Annotated in this window: 21 protein-coding genes; 7 read left to right on the plus strand and 14 right to left on the minus strand. The window is 70.6% G+C overall.

All coding sequences use genetic code 11. The features are described 5' to 3' along the window. Nucleotides 1-122: 122 nt before the first annotated feature. A complete protein-coding gene (locus GWK61_RS16100) occupies nt 123-1,535 on the minus strand; it encodes an ABC transporter substrate-binding protein (protein ID WP_194909189.1) in 1,413 nt (470 codons plus the stop codon). Nucleotides 1,536-1,747: 212 nt separating this feature from the next. Here GWK61_RS16100 and GWK61_RS16105 point away from each other — a divergent pair, with 212 nt between their 5' ends. Then, on the plus strand, nt 1,748-2,935 hold the full coding sequence (locus tag GWK61_RS16105; RefSeq protein WP_194909190.1) for an ROK family transcriptional regulator: 1,188 nt from the start codon (nt 1,748-1,750) through the stop codon (nt 2,933-2,935). A gap of 89 nt (nt 2,936-3,024) precedes the next feature. Here GWK61_RS16105 and GWK61_RS16110 read toward each other — a convergent pair whose 3' ends face one another. Together GWK61_RS16110 and GWK61_RS16115 are read right to left on the minus strand one after the other, a co-directional pair. Further along, nucleotides 3,025-4,218: a lipid-transfer protein gene (locus GWK61_RS16110; RefSeq protein ID WP_194909191.1), complete on the minus strand. Its 1,194-nt coding sequence runs from the start codon at nt 4,216-4,218 to the stop codon at nt 3,025-3,027. Between the two features lie 48 nt (nt 4,219-4,266). Next, the gene (locus GWK61_RS16115) at nt 4,267-6,483 is read right to left on the minus strand and encodes an acyl-CoA dehydrogenase family protein (protein ID WP_323747589.1); all 2,217 of its coding nucleotides are present in this window, start codon (nt 6,481-6,483) and stop codon (nt 4,267-4,269) included. A 50-nt stretch (nt 6,484-6,533) separates the two neighbouring features. Between GWK61_RS16115 and GWK61_RS16120 the strand changes: the two genes are divergently transcribed. Then, the gene (locus GWK61_RS16120; protein ID WP_194909192.1) at nt 6,534-7,151 is read left to right on the plus strand and encodes a class I SAM-dependent methyltransferase; all 618 of its coding nucleotides are present in this window, start codon (nt 6,534-6,536) and stop codon (nt 7,149-7,151) included. On the opposite strand, the gene GWK61_RS16125 is transcribed toward GWK61_RS16120, so the two are convergent. The 4 genes from GWK61_RS16125 to GWK61_RS16140 all read right to left on the minus strand — a co-directional run bounded on the left by GWK61_RS16125 (nt 7,129) and on the right by GWK61_RS16140 (nt 10,222). Beyond that, nucleotides 7,129-8,445, minus strand: coding sequence for an RNA polymerase sigma factor (locus GWK61_RS16125; protein ID WP_194909193.1), 1,317 nt, complete (start codon nt 8,443-8,445; stop codon nt 7,129-7,131). The two genes, GWK61_RS16120 and GWK61_RS16125, sit on opposite strands and share 23 nt — an antisense overlap. Nucleotides 8,446-8,490: 45 nt before the next feature. Further along, a complete protein-coding gene (locus tag GWK61_RS16130) occupies nt 8,491-8,910 on the minus strand; it encodes a YciI family protein (RefSeq protein ID WP_194909194.1) in 420 nt (139 codons plus the stop codon). Nucleotides 8,911-9,064: 154 nt separating this feature from the next. Continuing rightward, complete coding sequence (locus tag GWK61_RS16135; RefSeq protein ID WP_194909195.1) at nt 9,065-9,730, minus strand: Type 1 glutamine amidotransferase-like domain-containing protein; 666 nt, start codon at nt 9,728-9,730, stop codon at nt 9,065-9,067. Nucleotides 9,731-9,742: 12 nt separating this feature from the next. After that, complete coding sequence (locus tag GWK61_RS16140; RefSeq protein ID WP_194909196.1) at nt 9,743-10,222, minus strand: cupin domain-containing protein; 480 nt, start codon at nt 10,220-10,222, stop codon at nt 9,743-9,745. Between the two features lie 174 nt (nt 10,223-10,396). Between GWK61_RS16140 and GWK61_RS16145 the strand changes: the two genes are divergently transcribed. Continuing rightward, complete coding sequence (locus tag GWK61_RS16145) at nt 10,397-11,956, plus strand: serine/threonine-protein kinase (protein ID WP_194909197.1); 1,560 nt, start codon at nt 10,397-10,399, stop codon at nt 11,954-11,956. A 116-nt stretch (nt 11,957-12,072) separates the two neighbouring features. On the opposite strand, the gene GWK61_RS16150 is transcribed toward GWK61_RS16145, so the two are convergent. Genes GWK61_RS16150 through GWK61_RS16160 form a run of 3 tightly spaced genes read right to left on the minus strand, consistent with a single transcriptional unit; the run spans nt 12,073 to nt 15,276 of the window. Next, nucleotides 12,073-13,215 carry a glycoside hydrolase family 15 protein gene (locus tag GWK61_RS16150; protein WP_228562407.1) on the minus strand — a complete coding sequence of 381 codons (1,143 nt, stop codon included), beginning with the start codon at nt 13,213-13,215 and terminating at the stop codon, nt 12,073-12,075. After that, nucleotides 13,212-13,955: a class I SAM-dependent methyltransferase gene (locus tag GWK61_RS16155; RefSeq protein ID WP_194909198.1), complete on the minus strand. Its 744-nt coding sequence runs from the start codon at nt 13,953-13,955 to the stop codon at nt 13,212-13,214. The genes GWK61_RS16150 and GWK61_RS16155 overlap by 4 nt, the downstream gene beginning before the upstream one ends. A gap of 1 nt (nt 13,956) precedes the next feature. Continuing rightward, nucleotides 13,957-15,276 (minus strand): glycosyltransferase family 4 protein, encoded by a 1,320-nt coding sequence (locus GWK61_RS16160; RefSeq protein WP_194909199.1) that lies wholly within the window; start codon nt 15,274-15,276, stop codon nt 13,957-13,959. 257 nt (nt 15,277-15,533) lie between these two features. Between GWK61_RS16160 and GWK61_RS16165 the strand changes: the two genes are divergently transcribed. The 3 genes from GWK61_RS16165 to GWK61_RS16175 all read left to right on the plus strand — a co-directional run bounded on the left by GWK61_RS16165 (nt 15,534) and on the right by GWK61_RS16175 (nt 18,146). Further along, the gene (locus GWK61_RS16165; RefSeq protein WP_228562408.1) at nt 15,534-16,226 is read left to right on the plus strand and encodes a TetR family transcriptional regulator; all 693 of its coding nucleotides are present in this window, start codon (nt 15,534-15,536) and stop codon (nt 16,224-16,226) included. A gap of 89 nt (nt 16,227-16,315) precedes the next feature. Continuing rightward, entirely contained in the window at nt 16,316-17,605 is a 1,290-nt protein-coding gene (locus GWK61_RS16170; RefSeq protein ID WP_194909200.1) for a DUF6745 domain-containing protein, read from the plus strand. 40 nt (nt 17,606-17,645) lie between these two features. Further along, nucleotides 17,646-18,146: a DUF8820 family protein gene (locus GWK61_RS16175; RefSeq protein ID WP_194909201.1), complete on the plus strand. Its 501-nt coding sequence runs from the start codon at nt 17,646-17,648 to the stop codon at nt 18,144-18,146. Here the strand turns inward: GWK61_RS16175 and GWK61_RS16180 are convergent, their stop codons facing one another. The 4 genes from GWK61_RS16180 to GWK61_RS16195 all read right to left on the minus strand — a co-directional run bounded on the left by GWK61_RS16180 (nt 18,147) and on the right by GWK61_RS16195 (nt 22,193). Beyond that, nucleotides 18,147-19,181, minus strand: a complete 1,035-nt coding sequence (locus GWK61_RS16180) for a small ribosomal subunit Rsm22 family protein (protein ID WP_194909202.1) — start codon at nt 19,179-19,181, stop codon at nt 18,147-18,149. Between the two features lie 268 nt (nt 19,182-19,449). Further along, nucleotides 19,450-20,400, minus strand: a complete 951-nt coding sequence (locus tag GWK61_RS16185) for a bifunctional helix-turn-helix transcriptional regulator/GNAT family N-acetyltransferase (protein ID WP_194909203.1) — start codon at nt 20,398-20,400, stop codon at nt 19,450-19,452. 86 nt (nt 20,401-20,486) lie between these two features. After that, on the minus strand, nt 20,487-20,702 hold the full coding sequence (locus GWK61_RS16190) for a ferredoxin (RefSeq protein WP_323747590.1): 216 nt from the start codon (nt 20,700-20,702) through the stop codon (nt 20,487-20,489). 24 nt (nt 20,703-20,726) lie between these two features. Further along, nucleotides 20,727-22,193, minus strand: coding sequence for an aldehyde dehydrogenase (locus GWK61_RS16195; protein WP_194909205.1), 1,467 nt, complete (start codon nt 22,191-22,193; stop codon nt 20,727-20,729). 186 nt (nt 22,194-22,379) lie between these two features. On the opposite strand from GWK61_RS16195, the gene GWK61_RS16200 reads away from it, so the two are divergent. Next, nucleotides 22,380-23,417 carry an MBL fold metallo-hydrolase gene (locus GWK61_RS16200; protein WP_194909206.1) on the plus strand — a complete coding sequence of 346 codons (1,038 nt, stop codon included), beginning with the start codon at nt 22,380-22,382 and terminating at the stop codon, nt 23,415-23,417. The last annotated feature ends 28 nt before the right edge of the window (nt 23,418-23,445 follow it).

Genomic DNA, 23,445 nt, shown 5'->3' on the forward strand with positions numbered 1-23,445 from the left:
CCCGGGTGCGCCGCGAAGGCACAACCGCCACGTCGTCGAACCCGTAGGCGCGGCGGCCACGCTTGGCCCGGCCGCCGGGACGGACCCGGCGGCGGGCGAGGCGGTCAGGGGCTCGTCCATGGCTACTGCCAGGTCTCCTTCGCCGCGTCCTTCTCCAGCTGCGCGGCGGTGCCGTTGACGTCGCCGCTGCTCAGGAAGTCCTGCAGGTCCTTCCACTCCCCGGCGCCCTTGGTGCCGCCGAACCCGACCGGGGCCTGGTCGGACATGTCGAACCGGAAGCCGTCGCCGGCGCCGATCAGCATCTGCGCCTCGGCGCGCGTGGTGTCGTCCGGGTAGGCGGACATCGGCACGTTCTTGTTCGGCGAGACGAAGCCGCCGGCCGAGGCCCAGGCCTGGGCGGCGTCCGGCGAGGCCAGGAACTGGATGAACGCCATCGTCGCCGGGCTGTCGTTGGTGGCCAGCGCGGCGTCGCCGCCGCCGTCCACGAAGTTGGTCAGCGAGCCGGCCGCCGGGAACGGGAAGAACTTGGCGTCGGTGCCCAGCTTGGCCGAGGTGGTCGAGGTGATGACCGAGCCGGAGAAGTCGCCCTCGTAGACCATCGCGGCCTTCGGCGGGCTCTTGAAGGTCTGGGTGACCGAGTCGTTGAACGAGGTCTGCAGCGCCCCGGACTTGCCGCCGGCCATGAACTGGTCGCTGCCGAACAGCTGCTTCAGCGTGGTCAGCGCCTGGACCACCGTCGGGTCGGTCCACGGGATCTGGTGGTGCGTGAGCTTGTCGTAGTTGTCCGGGCCGGCCTGGGACAGGTAGACGTTCTCGAACCAGTCGGTGAGCGTCCAGCCGTCCGCGCCGCCGACCGAGACCGGGGTGATGCCGGCGTCGGAGAGCGTCTGGCAGGCCTTCAGGAAGTCGGCCCAGGACTTCGGCGGCGTGATGCCGGCCTGCTGGAACTGCGCGGTGTTGTACCAGAACGTCGACTTGTTCGCGGCCTTGAACATGATCGAGTAGACCTGCCCGTTGACCGAGCCGAGCTTCTTCCAGCCCGGGTCGTAGTTCGCGTCGATCTCGGCGATCACGTTCGCGGCCAGCGGCTTGATCTGCCCGGCCTTGGCGAACTGCGCGATGGCGCCGGGCTGCGCCAGCAGCGCCACGTCCGGGGCGCCGCCGCCGGCCAGCTTGCTGCGCAGCACGGTCGGCGTCTGGTCGCCGGCGCCCTGGTAGCTGACCTTGGCGTGGGTCTTGGCGCTGAAGGCGTCGATCACCTTCTGGAAGTCCTGCTGCTCGGTCCCCGACCACTCGGCCAGCACCTGGATCGACTTGCCGGACAGGTCCGGCAGCGCCGGACCCGAGCCCGCGGCGCCGCCGGCCGAGGACGAACTCGACGACGAGCCCGCCCCGGAGGCGGAGCTGGAACCCGACGAACCCGAGGAGCCCGCCGAGGGCTTGGAGGAGCTGGAGGAGCAACCGGCCAGTGCCAGGCCGGAGGCCAGTCCCACGGCCAGGACAACCGTGACGGACCGGTGGGAGCGTGCACCCATGATCAGCCTTCTTTCATCGACTCGAGTGAGGGACCTGTCGTTTTTGAAGTGGGGCGGCGTTGCGGGAAACGTAAAGGCGACGAAATGAAGGCGTCAAGCATGTTGCGATTCCGTGATGGACGAACAAATTCCACCGAACTAACCGGGGCTTCAACCCCTGAATTTGTTTGATCCTTGACTAATGACGCCCGATCCCAGCATCCTTCAGTCCCATGAGGACGCCACCCACGGAGTCCCGTGCCGAGCGCAGCCGACTGGCCGTCGTACGGCTGCTGCGCGAACGCGGGACGATGAGCCGCGCCGACATAGCCCGCGCCGTCGGCCTGTCCCGCTCGACGGTCTCCGGCATCATCGCCGCCCTGGTCACCGACGACCTGGTGGTCGAACTGGACGCGAAGCTCACCCCCGCCGGCGGCGGAGCCGGACGCCCGGGCGCCGCCGTGATGCTCAACCCGGCCAGCGGCGAGGCGATCGGCGTCGACTTCGGCTACCGCCACGTCCACGTCATCATCGCCAACGTGGCGCACGCGGTCCGCATCGCCAAATCGGTCCGCCTCCCGGTCGGCTACGACCCCGGCCAAGGCTTCGACGTCGCCGCCGACCTGGTCCGCACCGCGATCGACGAGGCGGGCACGGACCCCAGCCGCATCCTGGGCGTGGGCGTGAGCGTCCCAGGCCCCTTCGACACCGCCCGCGGCGTCCCCAGCTCCGGCATGCCCTCCCGCTGGGCCGGAATCCCCGTCGCAACAGAACTCGGCGCCCGCCTGAACCTCCCGGTCCTGGCCGACGGCGACACCAAACTCGGCGCCCTGGCCGAACGCCGCTGGGGCGCGGCCCGCGGCTGCGACGAGTTCGTCTACATGAAGCTGCACGGCGGCGTCGGCGGCGCCTTCGTGTCCAACGGCCAGCTGACCCGCGGCGTCAACGGCGGCGCCGGCGAGATCGGCCACCTGGTCGTCGACGCCACCGGCCCCCTGTGCCGCTGCGGCAACCGCGGCTGCCTGGAGACCTTCGTCGGCCTGCCGGTCGTCATGCGCGCCCTGGAACCGGCCTACGGCGACCGCCTGACCCTCCGCAACGTGATCACCATGGCCTGGCAGGGCGACCGCGGCTGCATCAGAGCCCTGTCAGACGCCGGCACCATGGCCGGCCGCGCGGTCGGCATGCTCGGCAACATCCTGAACCCGCAGAGCGTCATCATCGGCGGCGCCCTGTCCGCCGCCGGCGAACTGCTGATGGGACCGCTGCGCGAGGCCGCGGCGACAGCGTCGCTCCCGCTGGCCGGCGACGCGATGACGATCCAGGTCGGCTCGCTGGGCCCGCAGGCGTGCGCGCTCGGGGCAGTGGCGATGGTGCTGGGCGAGACGGACGAGAAGCTGTTGGCTGCTATGGGATCTTGAGCGGCTGCGCGGCTGGCTACGGTCGGCCACGCGACCGCCCGAACAACTCAGCTACAGAGCGGCCGCGTGTGCAACTAACCGCTTCCGCATCAAGCCTTCCGGAACAGCGTCACGACAGCCGCGCCCCCAAGCCCGATGTTGTGCGCCAGCCCAACCCGCGCTCCCTCAACCTGACGCTCCCCAGCCAGCCCGCGCAGGTGCCACGAGATCTCAGCACACTGCGCCAGCCCCGTCGCCCCGAGCGGGTGCCCCTTAGAAATCAGCCCACCCGATGGGTTCACCACCCAGCGGCCGCCGTAGGTCGTCGCGCCGTCGGCCACGAGCTTGCCGCCCTCGCCTTCCCCGCACAGCCCGAGCGCCTCGTAGGTGATCAGCTCGTTGATGGAGAAGCAGTCGTGGAGCTCGATCACGTCGAGATCGTCCGGCCCCAGGCCCGAGGCGTCGTAGACCTTGCGCGCCGCGTCGCGGCTCATCGGCCGGCCGACGACGTCGATGCAGGTGCGGGTCTCGAAGGCCTCGGCGGTGTCGGTCGCCATCGCCTGCGCGACGATCTCCACGGCCTGGTCGCCCAGCCCGTGCTCCTCCACGAACCGCTCGCTCACCACCACGGCCGCACCCGCGCCGTCGGACGTCGGCGAGCACTGCAACTTGGTCAGCGGCCGGTGGATCTCCCTGGCGTCCAGGATCTCCTGCACCGAGTACTCGTCCTGGAACTGCGCGTTCGGGTTGTGCACGGAGTGCCGGTGGTTCTTGGCGGCGACCATCGCCAGCTGCTCAGCAGTCGTGCCGTAGCGCTCCATGTGCTCGCGGGCGGCGTTGCCGAAGATCTGCGCGGTCGGCGGCGTGGCCTCGAACTCGTGCAGCTCGGCCATCAGCGTGTAATGCCGCGCCAGCGGCGAGGCGGCGAAGTCGTCGTTGTTCATCCCGCCGCCGAGCGCGCCCTTCTTCATCTGCTCGAACCCCAGCGCCAGCACACACTCGTTGAGCCCGCCACCGACCCACTGCGCCGCCATCAGCAACGCGGTCGACCCGGTGGCGCAGTTGTTGTTGACGTTGTAGACCGGCACGCCGGTCAGCCCGAGCTCGTACGCCGCCCGCTGACCACACGTCGAGGGCCCGAAGACGTACCCCGCAGCCACCTGCTCCACCTCGTCGTACCCGACGCCCGCATCAGCCAGCGCCGCGGAGCCGGCCTCCCGCGCCATGTCGAAGTAGCGCCACTGCCGGGTCTCGGGCTTCTCGAACTTCGTCATGCCGACACCGACGACGTAGACCTTGTTCACCGTTACGCCCCTTTTATCAGATTTCAGAGCCTGAGTCAGAGTTCAGTCTTAGTCACGAGGAAGACCGAGGATCCGCTCCCCGATCACGTTCAGCTGGACCTCGGTGGTACCGCCCGCGATCGTCAGGCAGCGGCTGGACAGAAAGGCCTGCGTCCACCCGGCCGCAGCTCCCGCCTGCTCGGTCGCACCGGCCGCGCCCAACAACTCCAAGCCGAGCTCGGCGACGTCCTGCGCGAGCTTCATCGAGATCAGCTTCCTGATACTCGCCTCAGGACCCTGCTCCATTCCGGACAACTGCCGCAGGGTCGTCCGAAGCCCGAGCAACGCGGCGGATTGCCCCTGGCAGATCAGCTCGCCGAGCTTCTGCGCGACCACTGCATCCAGCTCGTCCTGTTCGTCGCGCGCCGCCACCGAACTCAGCAGCCCTTCCAGCGAACCACCAAGTACCGGCCCCGAAGCAAGCGAGACCCGCTCGTTCCCCAGCGTGTTCCGCGCCAGCGGCCACCCGCCGTCCACCTCGCCGACCACCAGCTCGTCGGGCACGAAAGCCCCGTCGAGGAACACCTCGTTGAACATCGAAGCGCCGGTGATCTCCTTCAGCGGCCGGACGTCCACCCCGGGTGACTTCATGTCGACGAGGAAGTACGTGATGCCCTCATGCTTGGGCTTGTCAGGGCTCGTACGCGCGATGCAGATCGCCCACTGCGCGAAGTTCGCGACCGACGTCCAGACCTTCTGACCGTCCAGCTGCCAACCGCCCTCGACACGAGTCGCGCGGGTGGTCAGCGCCGCGAGGTCGGACCCGGCCCCGGGCTCGCTGAACAGCTGACACCAGATGATCTCGCCACGCAGCGTCGGCAGCACGAAGCGTTCGCGCTGCCCGTCCGTGCCGTACTTGACCAACGTCGGAACCACCCAGTTGCCGATCACGAGATCGGGCAACCGCACCTTCGCCGCCGCCATCTCCTGCGCGATCACGATCTGCTGAACCGGCCCGGCCGACAAGCCGTAGGGCTTGGTGAGATACGGAGCGGCGTAGCCGGTCGCGGCGAGCGCCTTGCGCTGCTCAGCGGGAGTCAGCTCCCTGACTCCGGCGAACGCCTCGCGCGCCGCGTCCCGGTAGGCGTCGGCTTCAGCGGGAAGCTCAACCTTGAGCTCACGACGGCGTCCAGCGGCGGTGAGTTCGGCGACGCGGGCACGCCAACGGCTGGTGGGACCGTGGACCTGGCGGAGAGTCAGGGCCCTGCGGAGATAGACGTGCGCATCGTGCTCCCAGGTGAAGCCGATTCCGCCGAGGACCTGGATGCAGTCCTTGGCGCATTCGACAGCGGCGTCCAGGGCAAGTGCGGCGGCGATGGCGATCGGGACCTCGATGTCGTCGACATCCCCGGCAGCACCGGCGACGAAGGCGGCATCCCAGACCGCACTACGCGCCTGCTCCATCCGCGCGACCATGGCCGCACACCGGTGCTTGACCCCTTGGAACTGACCGATCGGCTTGCCGAACTGCACCCGGACCTTCGCGTACTCGGCAGCGGTGCGCGTACACCAGTCCGCGATACCGACCGCCTCGGCAGATGCCAGAAGCGCCGCAATGCGATCGAGGACAGCGGTGCCGCCGATGATCACCTTTTCGCGCGCCACCACCACACCGTCAGCCGAGACTTTTGCCACGCGCCGCGTCCGATCCAGCGAAACCAGCGGGCTGATGTCCAGATCCGCCGCCGGGACGAGAGCCTGGATTTCGGAGCCGTCGGACCGCCGCGCGGTCAACACCAGCCAGTCGGCGAGCGCCGCGCCGATAACCGGTTCTACCGAGCCGGTGAGCCGGTAGCCGCCCTCGACGGGTTCGGCAACGACCGTCCCGGCACCGATCGCCACAGCCGCGATCACGCTGCCGTCCGCGATCCCCCGCACCACATCGGCGCAGCCCTTCCCGCCGCTCTCAGCCAGGAAGACCCCGGCGATCGCCGTCGGCAGGAACGGCCCCGGCGTCGCCGCGCGTCCCGCCTCCTCCACCACGACCGCCAGCGTCAGCAGCCCGGCGCCGGCACCGCCGAACTCCTCCGGCAGGTGGTCGCCGAGCAGGCCCTGCTTCGCCAGATCACCCCAACCCTCAGGGCGTTCCTCCTGCTCAGCGTCCAGCGCGGCGCGTACGGCGGCCGGTGGCACAGCCCGTGCCAACCATCCCCTGACCGCCTCGGCAAGCTCGCGGTGCTCACTGGTGATCCCTATGGAGCCGATTCCGGCGGTCACTGATGCCACGTGCCGGATAGTAGAACACGTTCCAGTTATCCGGAAGATAGAGTGACGCCATGGATCACCAGCTGCGCGCCGCCGCCGAAGCCGCCCCCGGCTTCATGCCCGCCGACGAGGGCCTGGCCCTGTACGAGGCGGCCGAGCGCGCCGCGAAGGTCGGCGACCTGCTGGAGATCGGCACGTACTGCGGCAAGTCGACCATCTACCTGGCCGCGGCCGCCGCCACCGCCGACCGCGTGGTGGTCACCGTCGACCACCACCGCGGCTCCGAGGAGCAGCAGCCGGGCTGGGAGTACCACGACCCGACCCTCGTCGATCCCGAGGTCGGCCTGATGGACACGCTCCCCACGATGCGCCGCACCCTGCACGCGGCCGGCGTCGAGGACCGCGTCGTCGCCGTCGTCGGCCGCTCCCCGGTGGTGGCGCGGCTGTGGAACACCCCGGTCGGCCTGTGTTTCATCGACGGCGGCCACACCGACGAGCACGCTCAGGGCGACTACGACGGCTGGGCCCACCACGTCGCGCCCGGGGGCCTGCTGGTGATCCACGACGTGTTCCCGAACCCCGAGGACGGCGGCCAGGCGCCGTACCGGATCTACCTGCGGGCGCTCGAGTCGGGCGACTTCGTCGAGGATTCGGTGACGGGCTCGCTCAGAGTGCTGCGTCGGGTCTAGCCGGCGACGCCTCCAGGTCGGCGAGCTTCCCCTTCAACACCGCCTGCTCCCGTTCGTTCCCGCACAACTTGATCGCGTTCTCCAACTCCACGCGCGCCTCGTCGAAGCGCTCAAGTTGAATCAGCAGCTCGCCACGCACACTCGGCAGCAAGTACGAGTTCGCCAAAGCCCCGTCCACGACCAACGCATCCACGAACTCGAGCGCAGCGGCGGGGCCGCCGGCTATGGAGACTGCGACTGCGCGATTAAGCTCCACCACCGGCGACGGAGCCAGATGTGCGAGTGCGTCGTAGAGCGAGACGATCTTCTCCCAGTCCGTCTCCTTGATCGAGGACGCGACGGCGTGGCACTCGGCGATCATCGCCTGCAAGCCATAAGCGCCAAGGCCCCGGCTGCTCTGCTGCGCCCGCGCCAGGGCCGCGCGACCGCGCCGGATCGCGGCGTGGTCCCAGCGTCGGCGGTCCTGGTCGGCCAGCAGGACCGGCTCGCCGTCCGCACCGACGCGGGCCGGGAAGCGCGCGGCGGTCAACTCCATCAGCGCCAGCAGGCCGTGGGCCTCCGGTTCGTCGGGCACGAGGCGGGTCAGCATGCGCGCGAAGCGCAGCCCCTCGCTCGCCAGGTCCTGCCGGATCAGCGCGTCGCCGGCACTCGCCGAAGAGCCCTCGGTGAAGATCAGGTAGACCACGGTCAGCACCGAGCCCAGCCGCTCGGCGCGCTGCTCCGGCGGCGGCACCTCGAAGGGGACGCCGGCCGCGGCCAGCGTCTTCTTCGCCCGCGTGATGCGCGCCTGCACGGTGGCCGTCGGCACCAGGAAGGCCTTCGCGATCTCGTCGCTGGTCAGGCCGCCGACCACGCGCAGCGTCAGCGCGACCCGGGCCTCGCGGGAGAGCACCGGGTGGCAGGAGACGAACATCAGCGCCAGCAGGTCGTCGTCGATCTGGTCCGGGTCCCACAGCACGGCCTCGCCGTCGCGCGGCGGGTCGATCGGCACGCCGCCGGCGGCCACGCCGCCCTCGCCCAGCTCCTGGGCGAGGACGGCGTACTTGCGGTCCTGGACGGCGTGCCGCCGGAAGTGGTCGATCGCGCGCCGCCGGCCGACGGTGAGCAACCAGCCGGCCGGCTGCCGCGGGACGCCCTCGCGCGGCCAGGTGACCAGGGCCTCGGCCAGCGCCTCCTGCGCCACGTCCTCGGCCAGCGCGAAGTCGCCGGTATACCGGGCCAGCGCGCCGACGATGCGGGCGGACTCGATGTGCCACACCGCCGCCACGGCGGCCCGGCCGGTCAGGTCAGTCATGGTTCACAGGCTCGCAGGCTCAGGCGCTCGCACAGGCTCACGCCCTCACAGCTGCCCGGTGGCCTCGCGCCACACGCGCTCCTTCTTGACCCACTCGTTGTCCTGCGGCATCTCGTCGATCGAGGTCACCCGCCGGACCTCGGTCTTGAACCCGGGACCGGTGATCGGCGAGCGCTTGGCCCACTCCACGGCCTCCTCCAGAGAGGCCACGTTGAGGATGTAGAAGCCGTTGAACAGCTCCTTCGTCTCCCCGTACGGACCGTCGGTGACCACCGGCGGCTCGGTGGAGTAGTCGACGACCACGCCCTCCTCGGGCCCGGCCAGCCCCTCGGCCGCGAGCAGCACGCCGGCCCGGATCAGCTCGTCGTTCATCCGGCCGACCTTGTCGATCATCTCGGCGAAGTCGGTGGTCGCCATCGACTCCAGGGCCTTGTCGTCGGCACGGAAGATCAGCATGTACTTCATGGTCGCTCTCCTTCGGTTCGTGCGGGCCCGGTTCGGCCCCGCACCCTTAGGTCGAACGGCGCGGGGCCCGGATCGACACGAGGTCCCCACTTTAATCTCGCGCGACGATCAAGGGCCACACCGACGAGGCCACACCGATGAGCTCACGCCGTGGTCAGCGGTCGAAGAGCTTCCAGTGCCCTTCGGAGACGACCTCGACGACGCCGTCCACCACCTTGATCGCCGTTTCGTCATCGACCGCGTATCCCGGCACCGGCACGCGCGCAGCCCACTTCTCGGCGTCGGCCATGGTGTTCTCCGGACACATGACGTTGTCCAGGTGCGGGAAGATCGAGAACCCGACCATGCCCAGCGCGCTGTCGCCGCCCGCGGCCGGCTTCCAGCCGACGAACCCCTGCCCGACGTGCGGGGCCATCACCATGCTGCCGGCGCTCAGTCCCACGTACACCGTCTCGCTCAGCGACGGGAACAGATCCGCCAGGCCGGACTCGCGCATCCAGTGGTGCAGATACAGGACGTCGCCGCCGCACACCAGCAGGGCGTCGGTCTCCCGGACCAGCGGAACCCAGTTCTCCTCGTCGATGCTGGGCAGCGCGGTCAGCTCCAGCATCCCCACGGACTTCCACCCGAGCTCGACCAAGGGGGTACCGGACTGCCCGGCGATCTGCTGCCACGTCGTGACGGCGGTTCCGGGCATGCCGTACATCGCGGTGGGAATGCACAGGGCCGTGGACTCGGCGATGGGCTTGCCCAGCATGCCGACCAGCGCGTCGCGGATGCTCTGGTTGCTGACACCACCGGAGGTGAGGAGAAGTTTCATGGGAGCCTTCTATCAGTCCTCGACGTTGTACTGGTCGTGTTCCAAGAAGAACGCTGGCCCCACCGTGTTCTGCAACCCCTCCACCAGCCCGCGGAAGTAGTTCTCGCGCGGCGCGCCGGGGGCGAACATCAACAGCATCGAGGCGGTCTCGCCGGACTCGTTGCGGAACGCGTGCAGCCCGCCGGGCGGCACGAACAGGTAGTCGCCGGGCGTGGCCTCCACCCACTTCTCGCCGTTGAACAGGCGCACGGCGCCCTTCAGGATGAAGAAGGCCTCGCTCATCGTCTTGTGGAAGTGCGTGCCGGGACCGCTCGGCGCCGCGGCGAAGTCCCAGCGGTAGAGCCCGTACAGGCCGTCGGTGCCGTCGGAGGTCGACAGTAGGCTGCAGGTGCCGCCGGAGGCGAAGGCGATCTCCGGCTCGGCATCGGCCGGTCGGAACGTGGCGCTGACCTCACCGGTGTCGGCGAAGTAGCGCGGGTCCGGATAGGACATTGACGCATCCCTTCCTGAGTACTTCCGCGGATGTGATCAACACGCCGCTTCCGTAGTCTGTCCGATGTCGGAAACACAGTAGACCCGGGGGGGATCTTGTGGGGGACCTGGTTCTTGTCAGGGATACAGATGTTCTTGTGATGGATCCAGTTGTTCTAGTGATGGATACAGATCATGGCTGAGAACTCACAACCCGGCCGCCTGGTCGGCGGCCGCTACCGTCTGGTCGACCGGCTGGGCTCCGGAGGCATGGGCCGCGTCTGGCGCGCCCACGACCAGACGCTGGGCATCGACGTGGCCATCAAAGAGGTCTCGCTGCCCTTCATGCTCTCGGAGAAGCAGCTGGCCGAGCGCCTGAGCCGGGCCGAGCGCGAGGCGCGCAACACCGTCCGGCTGCGCGACCAGCCGGGCATCGTGACCGTGCACGACGTGGTGATCAACGACGACGCGCCGTGGATCGTGATGCAGCTGGTGACCGGCAGCTCGCTGGACGAGCACCTGACCGAGCACGGCCCGCTGAGCGTGGAGAACGCAGCGAAGGTGGCCGACACCATGCTGCGCGCGCTGGCCGCCGCGCACGCGGCGGGCATCGTGCACCGCGACGTGAAGCCGGCGAACGTGCTGCTGGCCAAGGACGGCCGGGTCCTGCTCACCGACTTCGGCATCGCCCAGGCCGAGGGCGACAGCTCCCTGACGATGACCGGCGCGGTCATCGGCTCCGCGGAGTACCTGGCGCCCGAGCGGGCCCGCGCCGAGGAGGCCGGTCCGCCCTCGGACCTGTTCTCCCTCGGCGTGACGCTGTACCAGGCGGTCGAGGGGGTCTCGCCGTTCCGCCGCGACTCGCCGACGGCCACCATGACCGCGGTGCTGTTCGAGCAGCCGGCGCCGCCGAAGAACGCCGGGCGGCTGACCGCCCTGCTGGCCGCGCTGCTGGCCAAGGACCCGTCGCAGCGCCCGACGGTGCAGGCCGCGCTGGCGATGCTGAACGACCGCGGCACCGGTGGCACGAGCGCCGCCGGCTTCGGGGCCGGCTTCGCCGCCGCCGGCGCCACCACGCCGACGGCGATAGCGACTCCGACCCCGCACGTGCCGATGCCGGGCATCCAGTCGCCCCCGACGAGCGCGTCGAACGCCACGCCCTACCCGGCGCCGGGACCGCAGCCGACGCCGTACCTGGCCAGCCAGGCGCTGAACCCGCCGCCGCCGCGCAAGGGCAGCGGGGGGAAGATCGCCGCCGTGGTCGCGGCGGTCGCCGTGGTCGCGGTACTGGCGACGCTCGGCGCCACGCAGCTGATGCACCACGGCTCGCCGACGGCCGGACCGACGAACTCCACGACGTCCACGAGCTCCAGCACCGACACCCCGACCAGTTCGCCGTCCACCTCGGCCCCGACGCAGGACACGTCGACGTCCAGCAGCCCGCCGAGCCCGGACGGCGTCAAGGCCGGCTGCACGGAGGCCAACCGCGACCTGAACGCCTTCAACGCCTCCAACCCGGCCGGCACCGGCGACAAGGCCTACCAGATCAAGGCCGACCACGACCTGGCCGACAAACTGGACGCCGACGCCGCGCTGGCCACCGACCCGGCGGTGAAAACCGCGATCCAGAACGAGGCGTCGAGCTGGAACACGTTCGCGGACGACTACGCCAACGACGACACCAGCGGGATGAGCCAGACGATCCCGCAGACGACCAAGGACATCGCCGCGGTGAACACCGCCTGCAACAGCTGAGCCGACGGCATTAGGGATTATCACGGAGTACCAGGGCACGTCGCAGCCCGCTCGTTCGAGCTGCGACGAACTGCTGAGCCGCACCGCACTCAGCCACGAGCCGGTCCGCGCCGCACTCAGGCCGCCACACACTCCGCAACAGAGCACTCGACCGGCAGCCCCTCGGGCAACCCGTCCCCGCCGAACACGGCGACCGTCGCCTTGTCCTCGGCGAGCACCGCGAGCGCCAACAACAGCGCACCGGCCGTCCAAGCGGTCTTCTCCTGCGGCCAGATCGCGGGCGGATTCCCGTCCTTGTCCGCCTCGAAGACCCGGCCGGTCCAGTACATCCCGTCGGCGTCGTCGCGCAGGTGCTGGATGTCGCGCAGCAACGTCCGCGCCCGCTCCACATCGCCGATCGCCCACAGCGCCAGCGCCAGCTCGCAGGTCTCGCCGCCGGTGACCCACGCGTTCGGCGTCACACACCGCACCCCGAGCCCCGGCACCACGAAGGTGTCCCAGCCCTCTGCGATCCGTTGCTCCGCCGCCGCACCGCGCAGCGCCGTCCCGAGAACCGGGTAGTACCAGTCCATCGAATACGTGCCCTTATCCGCGAACCGCTCCGGATGACCGGCAAGCGCGTGCCCCAACCGACCGCACGCCAGCTCCCAGTCCGGCCGGCCGTGCCCGACCTGCTCGGCGACCGCCAGCGCGCAGCGCAGCGCCTGGTACATCGACGAGCAGCCGGTTAACAGCGCCTCATCGGCCTGACGCTCCTCCTCGTCCTCGCACCACACGATCTCGCCGCCGGGCGTCTGCAACCGCAGCACGAAGTCCGTCGCCCGGCGCACCGGCGGCCACATCTCGGCCAGGAACTCCTCGTCGCCGGTGACCAGGAAGTGGTGCCAGACGCCGACCGCGATGTAGGCGGTGAAGTTGGTCTCGCGCAGCCGGTTGGTCGGCTCGGTGACGCCCTCGGGGGCGTCGGCGTAGGCCGCGTACCAGGAACCGTCAGCATTCTGCGACGCCGCCAGCCAGCGGTAGGCGGCCAGCGCCCGCTCCGGCAGCCCGGCCACGTCCAGCGCCATCGCCGCCTCGATGTGGTCCCAGGGGTCCAGGTGGCCGCCGTGGAACCAGGGGATCGCGCCGTCGGGGCGCTGGAGCGCGGCGATGCCCTCGGCGGTGGCGCGGACCTGGCCGGCGCTCAGCACCCCTTCGCCGGCCAGCAGTGCGACCGCGGCGGTGAGCCCTTCGGCCGCCGGTGCGGACCCCAGCGTCATGCGGCGGACTTGGTGCCGGCGGGCTTAGTAGCGTCGGGCTTGGTGGCGTACACAACCAGGCTCTTGCCCAGCACCGGGTTCAGCAGCGTCTCACTCACGCGGGTGATCGCCGGGGCCTTGATGATGTCCCACTCCAGCAGCTTCTTGTACGCCTTCACCGGCGCGTTCTCGGTGTCCACGCCGACCGCGCACTTGAGCCACCAGTACGGCGCGTGCAGAGCGTGCGCATGGTGCAGCTCGCTCGGCACCACGCCGGCGTCGCGCAGCTTCTCGACCATCTCGCGCCGCTTGTAGATCCGGATGTGGCCGCCCTCGACCTCGTGGTAGGCGTCGGACAGCGCCCAGCAGACCTTCTCCGGGAACCAGCGCGGCACGGTCACCGCCAGCCGCCCGCCGGGTTTGAGGACCCGGACCAGCTCGGACATCGCCAGCCGGTCGTCGGGCAGGTGCTCCAGCACCTCGGCGGCGACGATCGCGTCGAAGGTGGCGTCGGCGAACGGCAGGCCGTAGGCGGTGCCGCGGACCGCGATCGCGCCGGCCCCGGCCGGCACCTCGCCGGCCAGCTGCATCGCCGCGAACCACTTGGTCACCTCGGCGACCTCGTCCTGGCTGTAGTCCAGGGCGACCACGTCAGCCCCCTGACGCAGCAGCGCGAAGGCGTGCCGGCCGAAGCCGCAGCCCATGTCCAGCACCTTCTCGCCCTTGGCGATCGGGAACTTCTCGAAGTCCACGGTGAGCACGTCAGACCCCTGCCTTTCTGCCACGGAGCCTGTCGGCGGCCATGCGGTCCCAGTCGACCGGATCCCGGCCGGCCTCGATGAGCGCCCGGTAGCGCTCGGCGGTGGCGATCGCCGCGGCCCGCCACGTGAACTTCTCCAGAACACGTTCTCGTGCCGCGGCGCCCAACCGGGCCCGCAGTTCCGCGTCCCCCAGTACCCGGGTCAAAGCGGCGGCAAGCGCTGACGGATCTCCCGGCGGCACCGCCAATGTGGTCTCGCCGTCCCGGCCGGCCACCTCGGGGATCGCCCCGCCGGTGGTGGACACCAGCGCGGTCCCGCAGGACATGGCCTCGACCGCAGGCAGCGAGAAGCCCTCGTACAGCGAGGGCACGCAGGCCACCTCGGCCGAGCGGATCAAGTCGATGAGTTCGGCGTCTGATATGCCGTGCACGAAGCGCACCGCGCCGCCCAGGCCCAGGCGCTCGATCGCCTTGGCGACGACGCCGTCCTCGCGGGCCTTGCCGACCACGACCAGATGCGCGTGCTCGACCTCGACCCGCACCTTGGCCAGTGCTTCGACCAGCGGCAGCAAGCCCTTGAGCGGGACGTCGGCACTGGCGGTGGTGACGATGCGCCCGGAGACCTTGGCCACCGAGGGATCCGGGGAGAAGGTGTCGGTGTCGGCGCCGATCGGGATCGTGCTGATCCGCCGCTGCGGGACGCCGAGGTACTGCCCGATCTCGGCGGCGGAGGACGACGAGACGGTGATGATCTCCGGCAGCCGCCGCGCGACGCGGGTCTGCATCTTGGTGAAGGCGTACCAGCGGCGGACCGAGGCGCGCTTGCCCCTGGTCGGCGCGGCGGCCAGCTCCAGCTCGCGGTCCACCTGGATCGGGTGGTGGATGGTCGCCAGCGTCGGGAAGCCCAGGCGCGGCATGCCGAGCAGGCCGTAGCCGAGGCACTGGTTGTCGTGGACCACGTCGAACTCGCCCTTGCGCTCGGACAGGTGGCGCAGCGCGCGCAGCGAGAAGGTCAGCGGCTCGGGGAACCCGGCGGTCCACATCGTCCCGACCTCCAGCATGTCCACCCAGTCGCGGTACTCGTCACGCTTGGGGGTGCGGAAGGGGTCGGGCTCGCGGTACAGGTCGAGGCTGGATATCTCGGTGAGCTTGACGCCGGGTTCGGGGTCCAGCACCGGATACGGCTGGCCGGCCAGCACTTCGACGGTGTGGCCTAAGCGGGCGAGCTCTCGGGAGAGGTGCCGGACGTAGACGCCCTGACCTCCACAAAAGGGGTTCCCCTTATACGCGAGCAAGGCTATGCGCAGTGGCACGTCCGCCATGCTCTATCACCTCGCTCCGTAAGTCCGTGTCCCGCCTTCACGGCTTAGACGGCGTCACGAGCGGGTCAACGGAGCATAATCCGTGGCGCTAATCTAGAACAAGTTCCTACTTCGCCCGCGCCGCAGGTGGCAGAGTTGGGACGTGACACAGTTCACAGACGGTTCACATCCGGCTACCACGGCGAACACCGTCCGTGAACCGCTGTGGCCAGGATCGGAACCGCGTTCGCAGAGTCTATCGAGGTTGAGGAAAGCCCATGTCGGTTGACGCGTCGGCCCCCGCCGGCCCCCCCGCTTCGGCGCCGTCGCCGGTCCCGGCCCTGACGGAGCGTCAGGAAGCCCGCCGCCAGCGCATCCTGCGCGCCACCCAGCAGCTGGCGGCCCGCGGCGGCTTCGACGCGGTGCAGATGCGCGAGGTCGCCGAGCTGTCGGAGGTGGCGCTGGGCACCCTCTACCGCTACTTCCCATCCAAGATCCACCTGCTCGTGGCCACCATGCAGGACCAGCTGGAGCAGCTGCACGACCAGCTGCGCCGCAAGCCCCCGGTGAGCACCGACCCCGGCGAGCGCGTGGCCGAGACCCTGATGCGCACCTTCAAGGCGCTGCAACGCGAGCCGCACCTGGCCGAGGCGATGATGCGCGCGCTGACGTTCGCCGACCGCTCGGTGTCCGCCGAGGTGGACTCGGTGAACCGGCTGATCACCGACGTCATCGCCGACGCCATCCACTCCGGCCGCCCGCTGACCCGCGCGGAGTTCGCGGCGGTGCGCGTGGTGACGCACACGTGGCACTCGACGCTGATCACCTGGCTGTCCGGGCGGGCTTCGATCTCGCAGGTGAAGGCGGACATCGACACGGCGTGCACGCTGGTTTCGCAGGCTACTGCGACGAGTGCGGCCGGCGCGGCTGGTGCAACTGCCGGCGCCGGTTCGACCGCCGACGCGGAGTGACGACGCGGGGCGAAAACCCGTTGCGCTGAAAAGCGATCGTCACCCTTCGCAATCCCCTGTCACCATCGGGTCGCGAAGGGGGTGACGACATGGGGATCCAGAGTTCCCAGCTCGGTGAGTGGCTGCGCGACCTGCCGGCGGTCCGGCAGGAGTGGCTGGACCTGCAGGCGTGCACGCAGCCGGTCGACCGGTACGAGGCGGAGTTCGGGGTCGCCCTGGCGTACGAGACCGCCGGGCTGAAGCCGCCGCACACTGTGGTCTGGGCACCGGATCCGGCGCTGGGCGCGGTGATCGCCACGGTGGTGTCCGGCTTCACGCCGCGGGCCTCGGCCAAGGTGTGGACCGAGGCGCGGCAGCGTGCGCGGCGCTCGACCGGGAACACCCACAAGAACCGCGTCTGGCAGCAGGCGGCGGCCGGGACCCGGTTCTCGGAGCGCGAGCGCGTGGACGCCGCCATCCGCTCGGCGGCGCTGGGGCTGGCGTTCACCACCCGGAACTCCAGGACGCCCGAGGCCGACGGCCTGACACTGGCCGAGCGACGGATCGAGGGGGCGCGCGCCAAGGCGTCGATGGAGGTGTGGGGGCAGCACGCGTTCTGGAGCCACGGATCTCTCGGACAGCGCCGGCTCGGCGTGCGGATGGCGTTGGACGCGCTTGGCTCCGCGGCGGAGAAGGAGTACAACGAGGCGCGCCGCCGCCATACGCCGTCCTACAACAAGGTGAGGGCGACCCTGGCCTGGGCCCGGAACCAGCACGAGGGATTGCAGGAGCTGGCGTTGCTCGACGCGCTGGCCCGACTGCACACGCAGGGCTCGCCGGCCGGGGTCGAGGGGCTGGTCCGCGTGGCGCGCTCGGCCGGGTGGTGGTGGCCGTTCCGGGACGTGGCAGTGGTCTGCGAACGTCCGTCGCTGCGCAAGGTCGACCGGGAGGGACGCCTGCACGCCGAAGACGGCCCGGCGCTGGTGTATCCGGGCGGGTTCAGCGCGTACTTCTGGCACGGACGGATCGTGCCGCGGTGGGCGGTGCTGGAGCCGACGGTCGCGCGCATCGGGGCGGAGCAGAACGTCGAGGTGCGGCGCTGCGCGATCGAGGCGCTGGGCTGGTCGCGGTTCACCGACGAGGCCGGGCTGAAGCTGGTCGACGAGTGCGCCGACCCCGGCAACCGCGGGCAGCGGCTGGCGCTGTATTCGGTGCCCGGGAAGCTGTGGGGGATGGCGGCGAACGTGCTGGTGTGCACGAACGGCACGGAGGATCTGGGCGGCGGGCGGCACACGTTCGGGCTACTGGTGCCGGTGACGGTGCGGGCGGCGCTGGGGGCCGCGGCCTGGGGTTACGGGCTGACGGCGGAGGAGTACGCGGGGCTTGAGCGGCGTGCTTGAGGCTTCGGGCGATACGGAAACCATGGGGAGATCACGGAGAATGAAGACTCTCGGCGAGGCGATCGAGGTCCACGGCATCGACGTGGACGAGCATCTCGATCGGCAGATGACGATCCCGGTGCTGACCGGGCTGCAGGCGCAGGGCGATGTGATGGTCGTGCCGCGTCCGGCGTTGGGGCCGGCCACGGCGGTGATCCCGCGTGCCGGGCTGCCGGTGGTCCGCGGCGAGTTCGGCGGGCACACGCACATGCTGCTCGCGGAGGGCGCGGCGGCGTTCGACACGGCGGGCGGGGACGGGAACGGGGACGGCGACGGGAACGGCGGCGGGCTGGACCTCGGGACGCTGACGGTGGCGGAGGGCGCGGTCGCGTACCTGGCGCATCCGGAGCACGCTTACTCGGGCATCGGGCCCGGGACGTACGTGCTGCGGCGGCAGCGGGAGCTGGACACGGCACGGCCGGACGCGGAGGCGATGGCGGAGCGGGCGGTGGCGGTGGCGTCGGCTCGGGAGCGCGAGCGGGTGCGGTACGTGCGGGACTGATCAGTCCGCCGACGGTTGCGGGCCTTCCGACGCCGCCGACCGCTCGTTGTCTTGCGCGCCGCCCCACTCATCGCCCCAGTCGGCGTCGCGTGCCGCGCGGTACGTGTCGCCCTGGCGCTTGGAGACGAGCGTCTGGGCGACCGTGCCGTCGGGCTGGCAGAGCTGCATCATGACCAGGCCCTTGCGGATCTGGGGGTGGCGCAGGATGCGCGCCTGGGATGCCGCCGGAGCCGGGACCGGGAGGCGGGTCGCCACGATGTAGGCGTACTTCTCATCCTCGTGGCCGAGGTCCCCGCCTTTGAGGCGGCGGTGGAGGGGGCTGCGGTGGATGCGTGAGGCGAAGTGGCACCAGTCGCGGGTGCCGAGCAGGGGGCAGGCGTCGGAGTGCGGGCACGGCGCCGCCACCCGGAGCCCCATGCCGACCAGGACGTCGCGCGCGGCCATGATCCGCTGGTAACCGTCGGGCGTCCCGGGCTCGATCACGGCGATGGTCTCGGCCCCTGCGGCCGAGGCGCGGACCAGCGCCTGCTGCGCGTCGGGCGCCAGCTCGCTCAGGACGTACGAGACGGTCACGAGATCCGCCGCCGGGACCTGCGCCGGAAACCGCACCTGCCGCCACTCCGCATGCCGCAACGCGCCCGCGAAGGCATCGCGCGCCAGCCGCCGCCCCAACTCCAGCGCGTCCGGCACCTGATCGAGCACGGTGATGTCTCGGAGCGACCCACCGAAGACGCCCGCAGCCGCCCAAGCCGCCGCCCCGGACCCACCCCCGACATCGACCAAACTCGTAGGCGCCAACCCCGCCACCCGCGCAGCCGCCGCCGCAAGCGCGCCCCGCACCGCACCCCACGTCGCCGGCATCCGGTACGCCGCATAAGCAGCGGCATCAACCCGCCCGCCGAGGATCGGCCGCTCAGCATGCCCGGGCGCCCGATAACGGGCGATCAGCCGATCAACCGACGCCTCCAGCTCCCGCAACGGAATGTCGGCGGTGGCGGCGGCAAGCGCGGCGGCAAGGTCGGTGGGGAGGTCCATGGCGGCACCATCCTGCCATCCGGCGGCCGGTGCTTCGCGCATGGACGGGTGCGGCGCGCAGGGCGGCTTGGCTGCGCGGCGAGGCACTGGAGCCAGCGGGCAGCGACCAGGCAACAGCTCTCGATGCGGCAGGCTGCCGGCTCGGCAGTCCGGTCGGGTGGCGGCTTGGCGATCTGGCAAGCACTGGCCGAGCGGTGGCCAGGGGCGGTTTGGTTGTGCGGGTGCGGGTGCGGCGGCGGATGTCGGTCTGAGCGGCGGCGCCCGGCGCCTACCCCAACTCCAGCCACCACTCCTGCTCGACCAGGTGGTGCCCCCACATCTCCACCGCGGCCTGGTGCATGATCTCGAAGCCGAGCGTGCGGTAGATCTTGTGCGCCGCCGTCAGGCCGTCGACCGTGAACAGCATCATCCGCCGGTAGCCGACCTTGCGGGCGAACTCCACGCACTCCTCGACCAGCCGCCTGCCCACGCCGAGGCCGCGGGCCGTCGGGTCGACCAGCAGGATCCTGAGTTGCGCGGTGTCCACGCCGCCGTCCGTCGGGCGCTGCACGCACGCCACGCAGCCCACGCGGCGGCCAAACGCCTCGGCGATCCAGAAGGCCTCGCGCTCCGGGTCGTGGGAGCTTGCGTAGTCCGCGACGATGCGGGCCACGTCCGCCTCGAAGGTCTCGTCGAAGTCGCGCTCGGTCGCGTACAGGGTCCCGTGACGTTCCACCACCCAGCCGTAGTCGCCGGCGCGCGGGGGCCGCAGGGTCACGCCGTTCGTCGATGAAGTCCCAGCCTCGAAGCCCAGCAGCCCCCCGATCTGCCCCATCGCCTCGACCAGCCGCCCGCGGTCCCCCGCCCCGAGCCGCGACAGCCACGCCGCGGCCTGCTCGCTCGACCGCTCGTCGAGCCCTGAGAAGACCCCGCGTCCGCGCTCCGTCAGCGCGACGGTCCCGCGCCGCGCGTCGCTCGCCGCGCGCCCCTTCACCGCCAGGCCCTCGCCGTCGAAGCGCGCCAGGATGCGGCTCAGGTAGCCGGCGTCGAGTCCCAGGTCCTCCCGTATCCGGGCGACGCTCGCGCCGTCCGGACCGGCGTGCGCGATCTCGAACAGGACCCTGACTTCGGTCAGGGTGTAAGGGCTCTTCAACAGCCCCTCGTCCAGGACGCCGATGACCTTCGTGTAGCTCCGGTTGAACGAACGGACGGACGCCACCGCGGGCGCGAGATCCACCATGCGGCCATGCTAGGGACTATTGCTTGACTGAGTCAATGAATGAGTCAAGCAATTTCGGCCGCGCAAAGGCCCGCACAGCAAGAGCCCTAGTCAGCCGGCGGAAAAACCGCCGCCCCGCTCCCCTCCTCCACGATCGCGATCGCCTCCACCGGGCAGTTCTCCGCCGCGTCCAGCACCGCGTCCGAAGGCCCCATCACCTCGTGCCGCGGGCAGGACTGGCGCGCCGCGTCCAACTCGAACCCCTCCGGCGCGCTCAGAACGCACGCCCCGGACCCGATGCACAGGTCCGTATCGACAGTCACTCGCCACTTGGTCTCCGACACCGCTCAAAACCCTTCAGGGGTGTACCCGCTCGGCAGGTGCATGGTCTTCGTCTCCAGATATGCCCGCAACCCCTCGGGCCCGAACTCCCGCCCGAGCCCCGACTGCTTGAACCCGCCGAACGGGGAGTTGAACTCCATCCCGAACGTGTTGATCCCGTAGTTGCCGGTCCGCACCCGCCGCGCCACGTCCAACCCGTGCTCGACGTCCGCCGACCATACCGACCCTGACAAGCCGTAGTCGGAGTCGTTGGCGATACGGACCGCGTCCTCCTCGTCCGTATAAGGAATCATCGCCACGACCGGCCCGAAGATCTCCTCCTGCGCGATCACCATCCGGTTGTCCACGTCGGCGAACAGCGTCGGCTCGACGTACCACCCCTTCGGCAGATCGGCCGGACGCCCGCCGCCGACCACCACCCGCGCGCCCTCGCCGATGCCCTTGGCGATGTAGGACTCCACCCGATCCCGCTGCCGCTCCGCGACCAGCGGACCGACCTGCGTCTCCGGATCGAGCGGATCCCCGACCCTCAGTCCCCTGACAGCCTCCGCCATCGCCTCGACCGTCTCGGCGTACCGGTCCCGCTGCACCAACACCCGCGTCTGCGCGACGCACGCCTGCCCGTTGTTCATATACGCGTTCGGCAGCAGCCCCGGAATCGCAGTACCCAGATCCGCGTCCGGCAGGATGATCGCCGCCGACTTCCCGCCGAGTTCCAGCGTCACGCGCGTCAAGTTCGGAGTGGCCGCCGCCAGAACCGCTTTACCGCCGGCCGTCGAGCCGGTGAAGGCGATCTTGTCCAACCCGGGATGCGCAGCCAGATAGGCACTGTTCTCGCGCCCCGCCGGGACGATGTTCAGCACCCCCTCCGGCAGCCCCGCCTCGATCGCCATATCAGCCAACAGATACGCGTCCAAAGCCGTCTCCGGCGACGGCTTCACCACCACCGCGCACCCCGCGACGAGCGCCGGCGCGATCTTGCTCACCGTGATGAACTGCGGCACGTTCCACGCCACGATCCCCGCCGCCACCCCCACCGGCTCGCTCCGCACCACCGTCGGCCCGAGCATCCCCTGCCGCAGCTCCTCCCACGGATAGTCGGCCGCCATCCCCAGGAAGTAGTCCCAGATCACGATCGGCGCCCACACCTGCCCCATGATCGACCACGAATACGGCGAGCCGGTCTCGGCACTGATCAGCCTCGCCAGCTCGTCGGCCCGGGCCTCGTACTGGTTCCGGAGCTTGCGCAGGATCTCGACCCGCTCGGCCACGCTCATCCGCGGCCACGACCCGGCGTCGAAGGCCTGCCGTGCGGCCGTCACGGCGCGGTCCATGTCCGCCGGCGACGCCTCGGGCGTGCGCCCGAACACCTCCTCGGTGACCGGCGAGATCATCTCCAGCGTGGCGGTCGTGGCCGGATCGACGTAGGAGCCGCCGATGAACAGCTTCCGGTGCTCGGTCACGGTGCCCATGCGTTCACCTCTCCGTGATACTGACGGGCCGTCAGAACGCGGTCCGTTAGAACAGATATCAGTTCCACCGGACGAGCTCAATGAGCGTCTGACTGCGCGGAGCGGCGGCAAACCTTTCGCCTCGCTAACTAGCCATGAGAACGTGTTCTCACCACCGTCGAACGCGCCGAACGAAGGAGCACCACCATGACGGACGCCCCGCCCGCCGAGGACAGTGCTGAGGCCGCCGACGTAGAGGCGCCGAACGCGGAGGCCCCAGGCGTCTGGTCGATCCGCGTCCCCTTCCCGGACAACCCCCTCGGCTACACCCTCGTGTACGCCCTGGAGACGAAGGACGGCGGCCCCGTGCTCGTCGACGCGGGCTGGGACGACCCGGTCTCGCTGGCGGCCCTGGAGCGCGGCCTGGAGGCCGTCGGCACGTCGGTGTCCGACGTCCGCGGCGTCCTGGTCACCCACCACCACCCCGACCACCACGGGCTGGCCGGGCGCATCAGGGAACTGAGCGGCTGCTGGGTGGCGCTGCACGGGGAGGACGCGAAGGTCGTCGACATGGTCCGCACCGCCGAGCGCGAGCCGTGGACCAAGCGCTACAAGAGGCTGCTGGAGCTGTGCGGCGCACCGGCCGAGGCGGTCGCGAGCGCCGCGTCCGCGATCCCGTCCGGGGCCAAGCCGGCGGTGCCGGACATCCTGATCGAGGACGGCGCCCTGATGGACGTCCCGGGCCGCGCGGTGCGCGCCATCTGGACGCCCGGCCACTCCCCCGGCCACACCTGCTTCCACCTGGAGGACACCGGAGCGTTGCTGACCGGCGACCACGTCCTGCCCGGGATCACGCCGGCGGTCACGGTCTACGACGACCACGTGGTCGGCACATCCGACCCGCTCGGCGACTTCCTCGCCTCGCTGGAGAAGGTCTCGCGGCTGAAGACCACGCGGGCCCTGCCGGCGCACCGTGCGCCCTTCGACGACGTCCCCGGCCGGGCCGCGGAGATCGCCGAGCACCACGCCCGGCGGCTGGAGCAGATCGAGGGGCAGCTGGCCGCCGGGCCGAAGACGTTGTGGAGCATCACCGAGCACATGGAGTGGAACAAGGGCTGGGAGCGCCTGGACACCTTCGCGCGGCATCTGGCGCTCGGGGAGGCCGGTTCGCATCTGCGGCACCTGGTGCTGACGGGGCGGGTGCGGCTGGCTTCGACGGAGCCGATCGAGTTCTCGCTCGCCTGAGGGCGCGGCGTCGGGCGTGCGGGGCGTC

Origin of the sequence: Catenulispora rubra, from assembly GCF_015356825.1 — a bacterium.
GTDB classification, from domain to species: Bacteria; Actinomycetota; Actinomycetes; order Streptomycetales; family Catenulisporaceae; genus Catenulispora; species Catenulispora rubra.

Excerpts from the sequence above, each read along its gene's own strand:
- GWK61_RS16100 (WP_194909189.1), bottom strand. The coding sequence starts at position 1,535 with ATGGGTGCACGCTCCCACCGGTCCGTCACGGTTGTCCTGGCCGTGGGA.
- GWK61_RS16105 (WP_194909190.1), top strand. The coding sequence starts at position 1,748 with ATGAGGACGCCACCCACGGAGTCCCGTGCCGAGCGCAGCCGACTGGCC.
- GWK61_RS16120 (WP_194909192.1), top strand. The coding sequence starts at position 6,534 with ATGGATCACCAGCTGCGCGCCGCCGCCGAAGCCGCCCCCGGCTTCATG.
- GWK61_RS16125 (WP_194909193.1), bottom strand. The coding sequence starts at position 8,445 with ATGACTGACCTGACCGGCCGGGCCGCCGTGGCGGCGGTGTGGCACATC.
- GWK61_RS16130 (WP_194909194.1), bottom strand. The coding sequence starts at position 8,910 with ATGAAGTACATGCTGATCTTCCGTGCCGACGACAAGGCCCTGGAGTCG.
- GWK61_RS16135 (WP_194909195.1), bottom strand. The coding sequence starts at position 9,730 with ATGAAACTTCTCCTCACCTCCGGTGGTGTCAGCAACCAGAGCATCCGC.
- GWK61_RS16140 (WP_194909196.1), bottom strand. The coding sequence starts at position 10,222 with ATGTCCTATCCGGACCCGCGCTACTTCGCCGACACCGGTGAGGTCAGC.
- GWK61_RS16145 (WP_194909197.1), top strand. The coding sequence starts at position 10,397 with ATGGCTGAGAACTCACAACCCGGCCGCCTGGTCGGCGGCCGCTACCGT.
- GWK61_RS16150 (WP_228562407.1), bottom strand. The coding sequence starts at position 13,215 with ATGACGCTGGGGTCCGCACCGGCGGCCGAAGGGCTCACCGCCGCGGTC.
- GWK61_RS16160 (WP_194909199.1), bottom strand. The coding sequence starts at position 15,276 with ATGGCGGACGTGCCACTGCGCATAGCCTTGCTCGCGTATAAGGGGAAC.
- GWK61_RS16165 (WP_228562408.1), top strand. The coding sequence starts at position 15,534 with ATGTCGGTTGACGCGTCGGCCCCCGCCGGCCCCCCCGCTTCGGCGCCG.
- GWK61_RS16170 (WP_194909200.1), top strand. The coding sequence starts at position 16,316 with ATGGGGATCCAGAGTTCCCAGCTCGGTGAGTGGCTGCGCGACCTGCCG.
- GWK61_RS16175 (WP_194909201.1), top strand. The coding sequence starts at position 17,646 with ATGAAGACTCTCGGCGAGGCGATCGAGGTCCACGGCATCGACGTGGAC.
- GWK61_RS16180 (WP_194909202.1), bottom strand. The coding sequence starts at position 19,181 with ATGGACCTCCCCACCGACCTTGCCGCCGCGCTTGCCGCCGCCACCGCC.
- GWK61_RS16185 (WP_194909203.1), bottom strand. The coding sequence starts at position 20,400 with ATGGTGGATCTCGCGCCCGCGGTGGCGTCCGTCCGTTCGTTCAACCGG.
- GWK61_RS16195 (WP_194909205.1), bottom strand. The coding sequence starts at position 22,193 with ATGGGCACCGTGACCGAGCACCGGAAGCTGTTCATCGGCGGCTCCTAC.
- GWK61_RS16200 (WP_194909206.1), top strand. The coding sequence starts at position 22,380 with ATGACGGACGCCCCGCCCGCCGAGGACAGTGCTGAGGCCGCCGACGTA.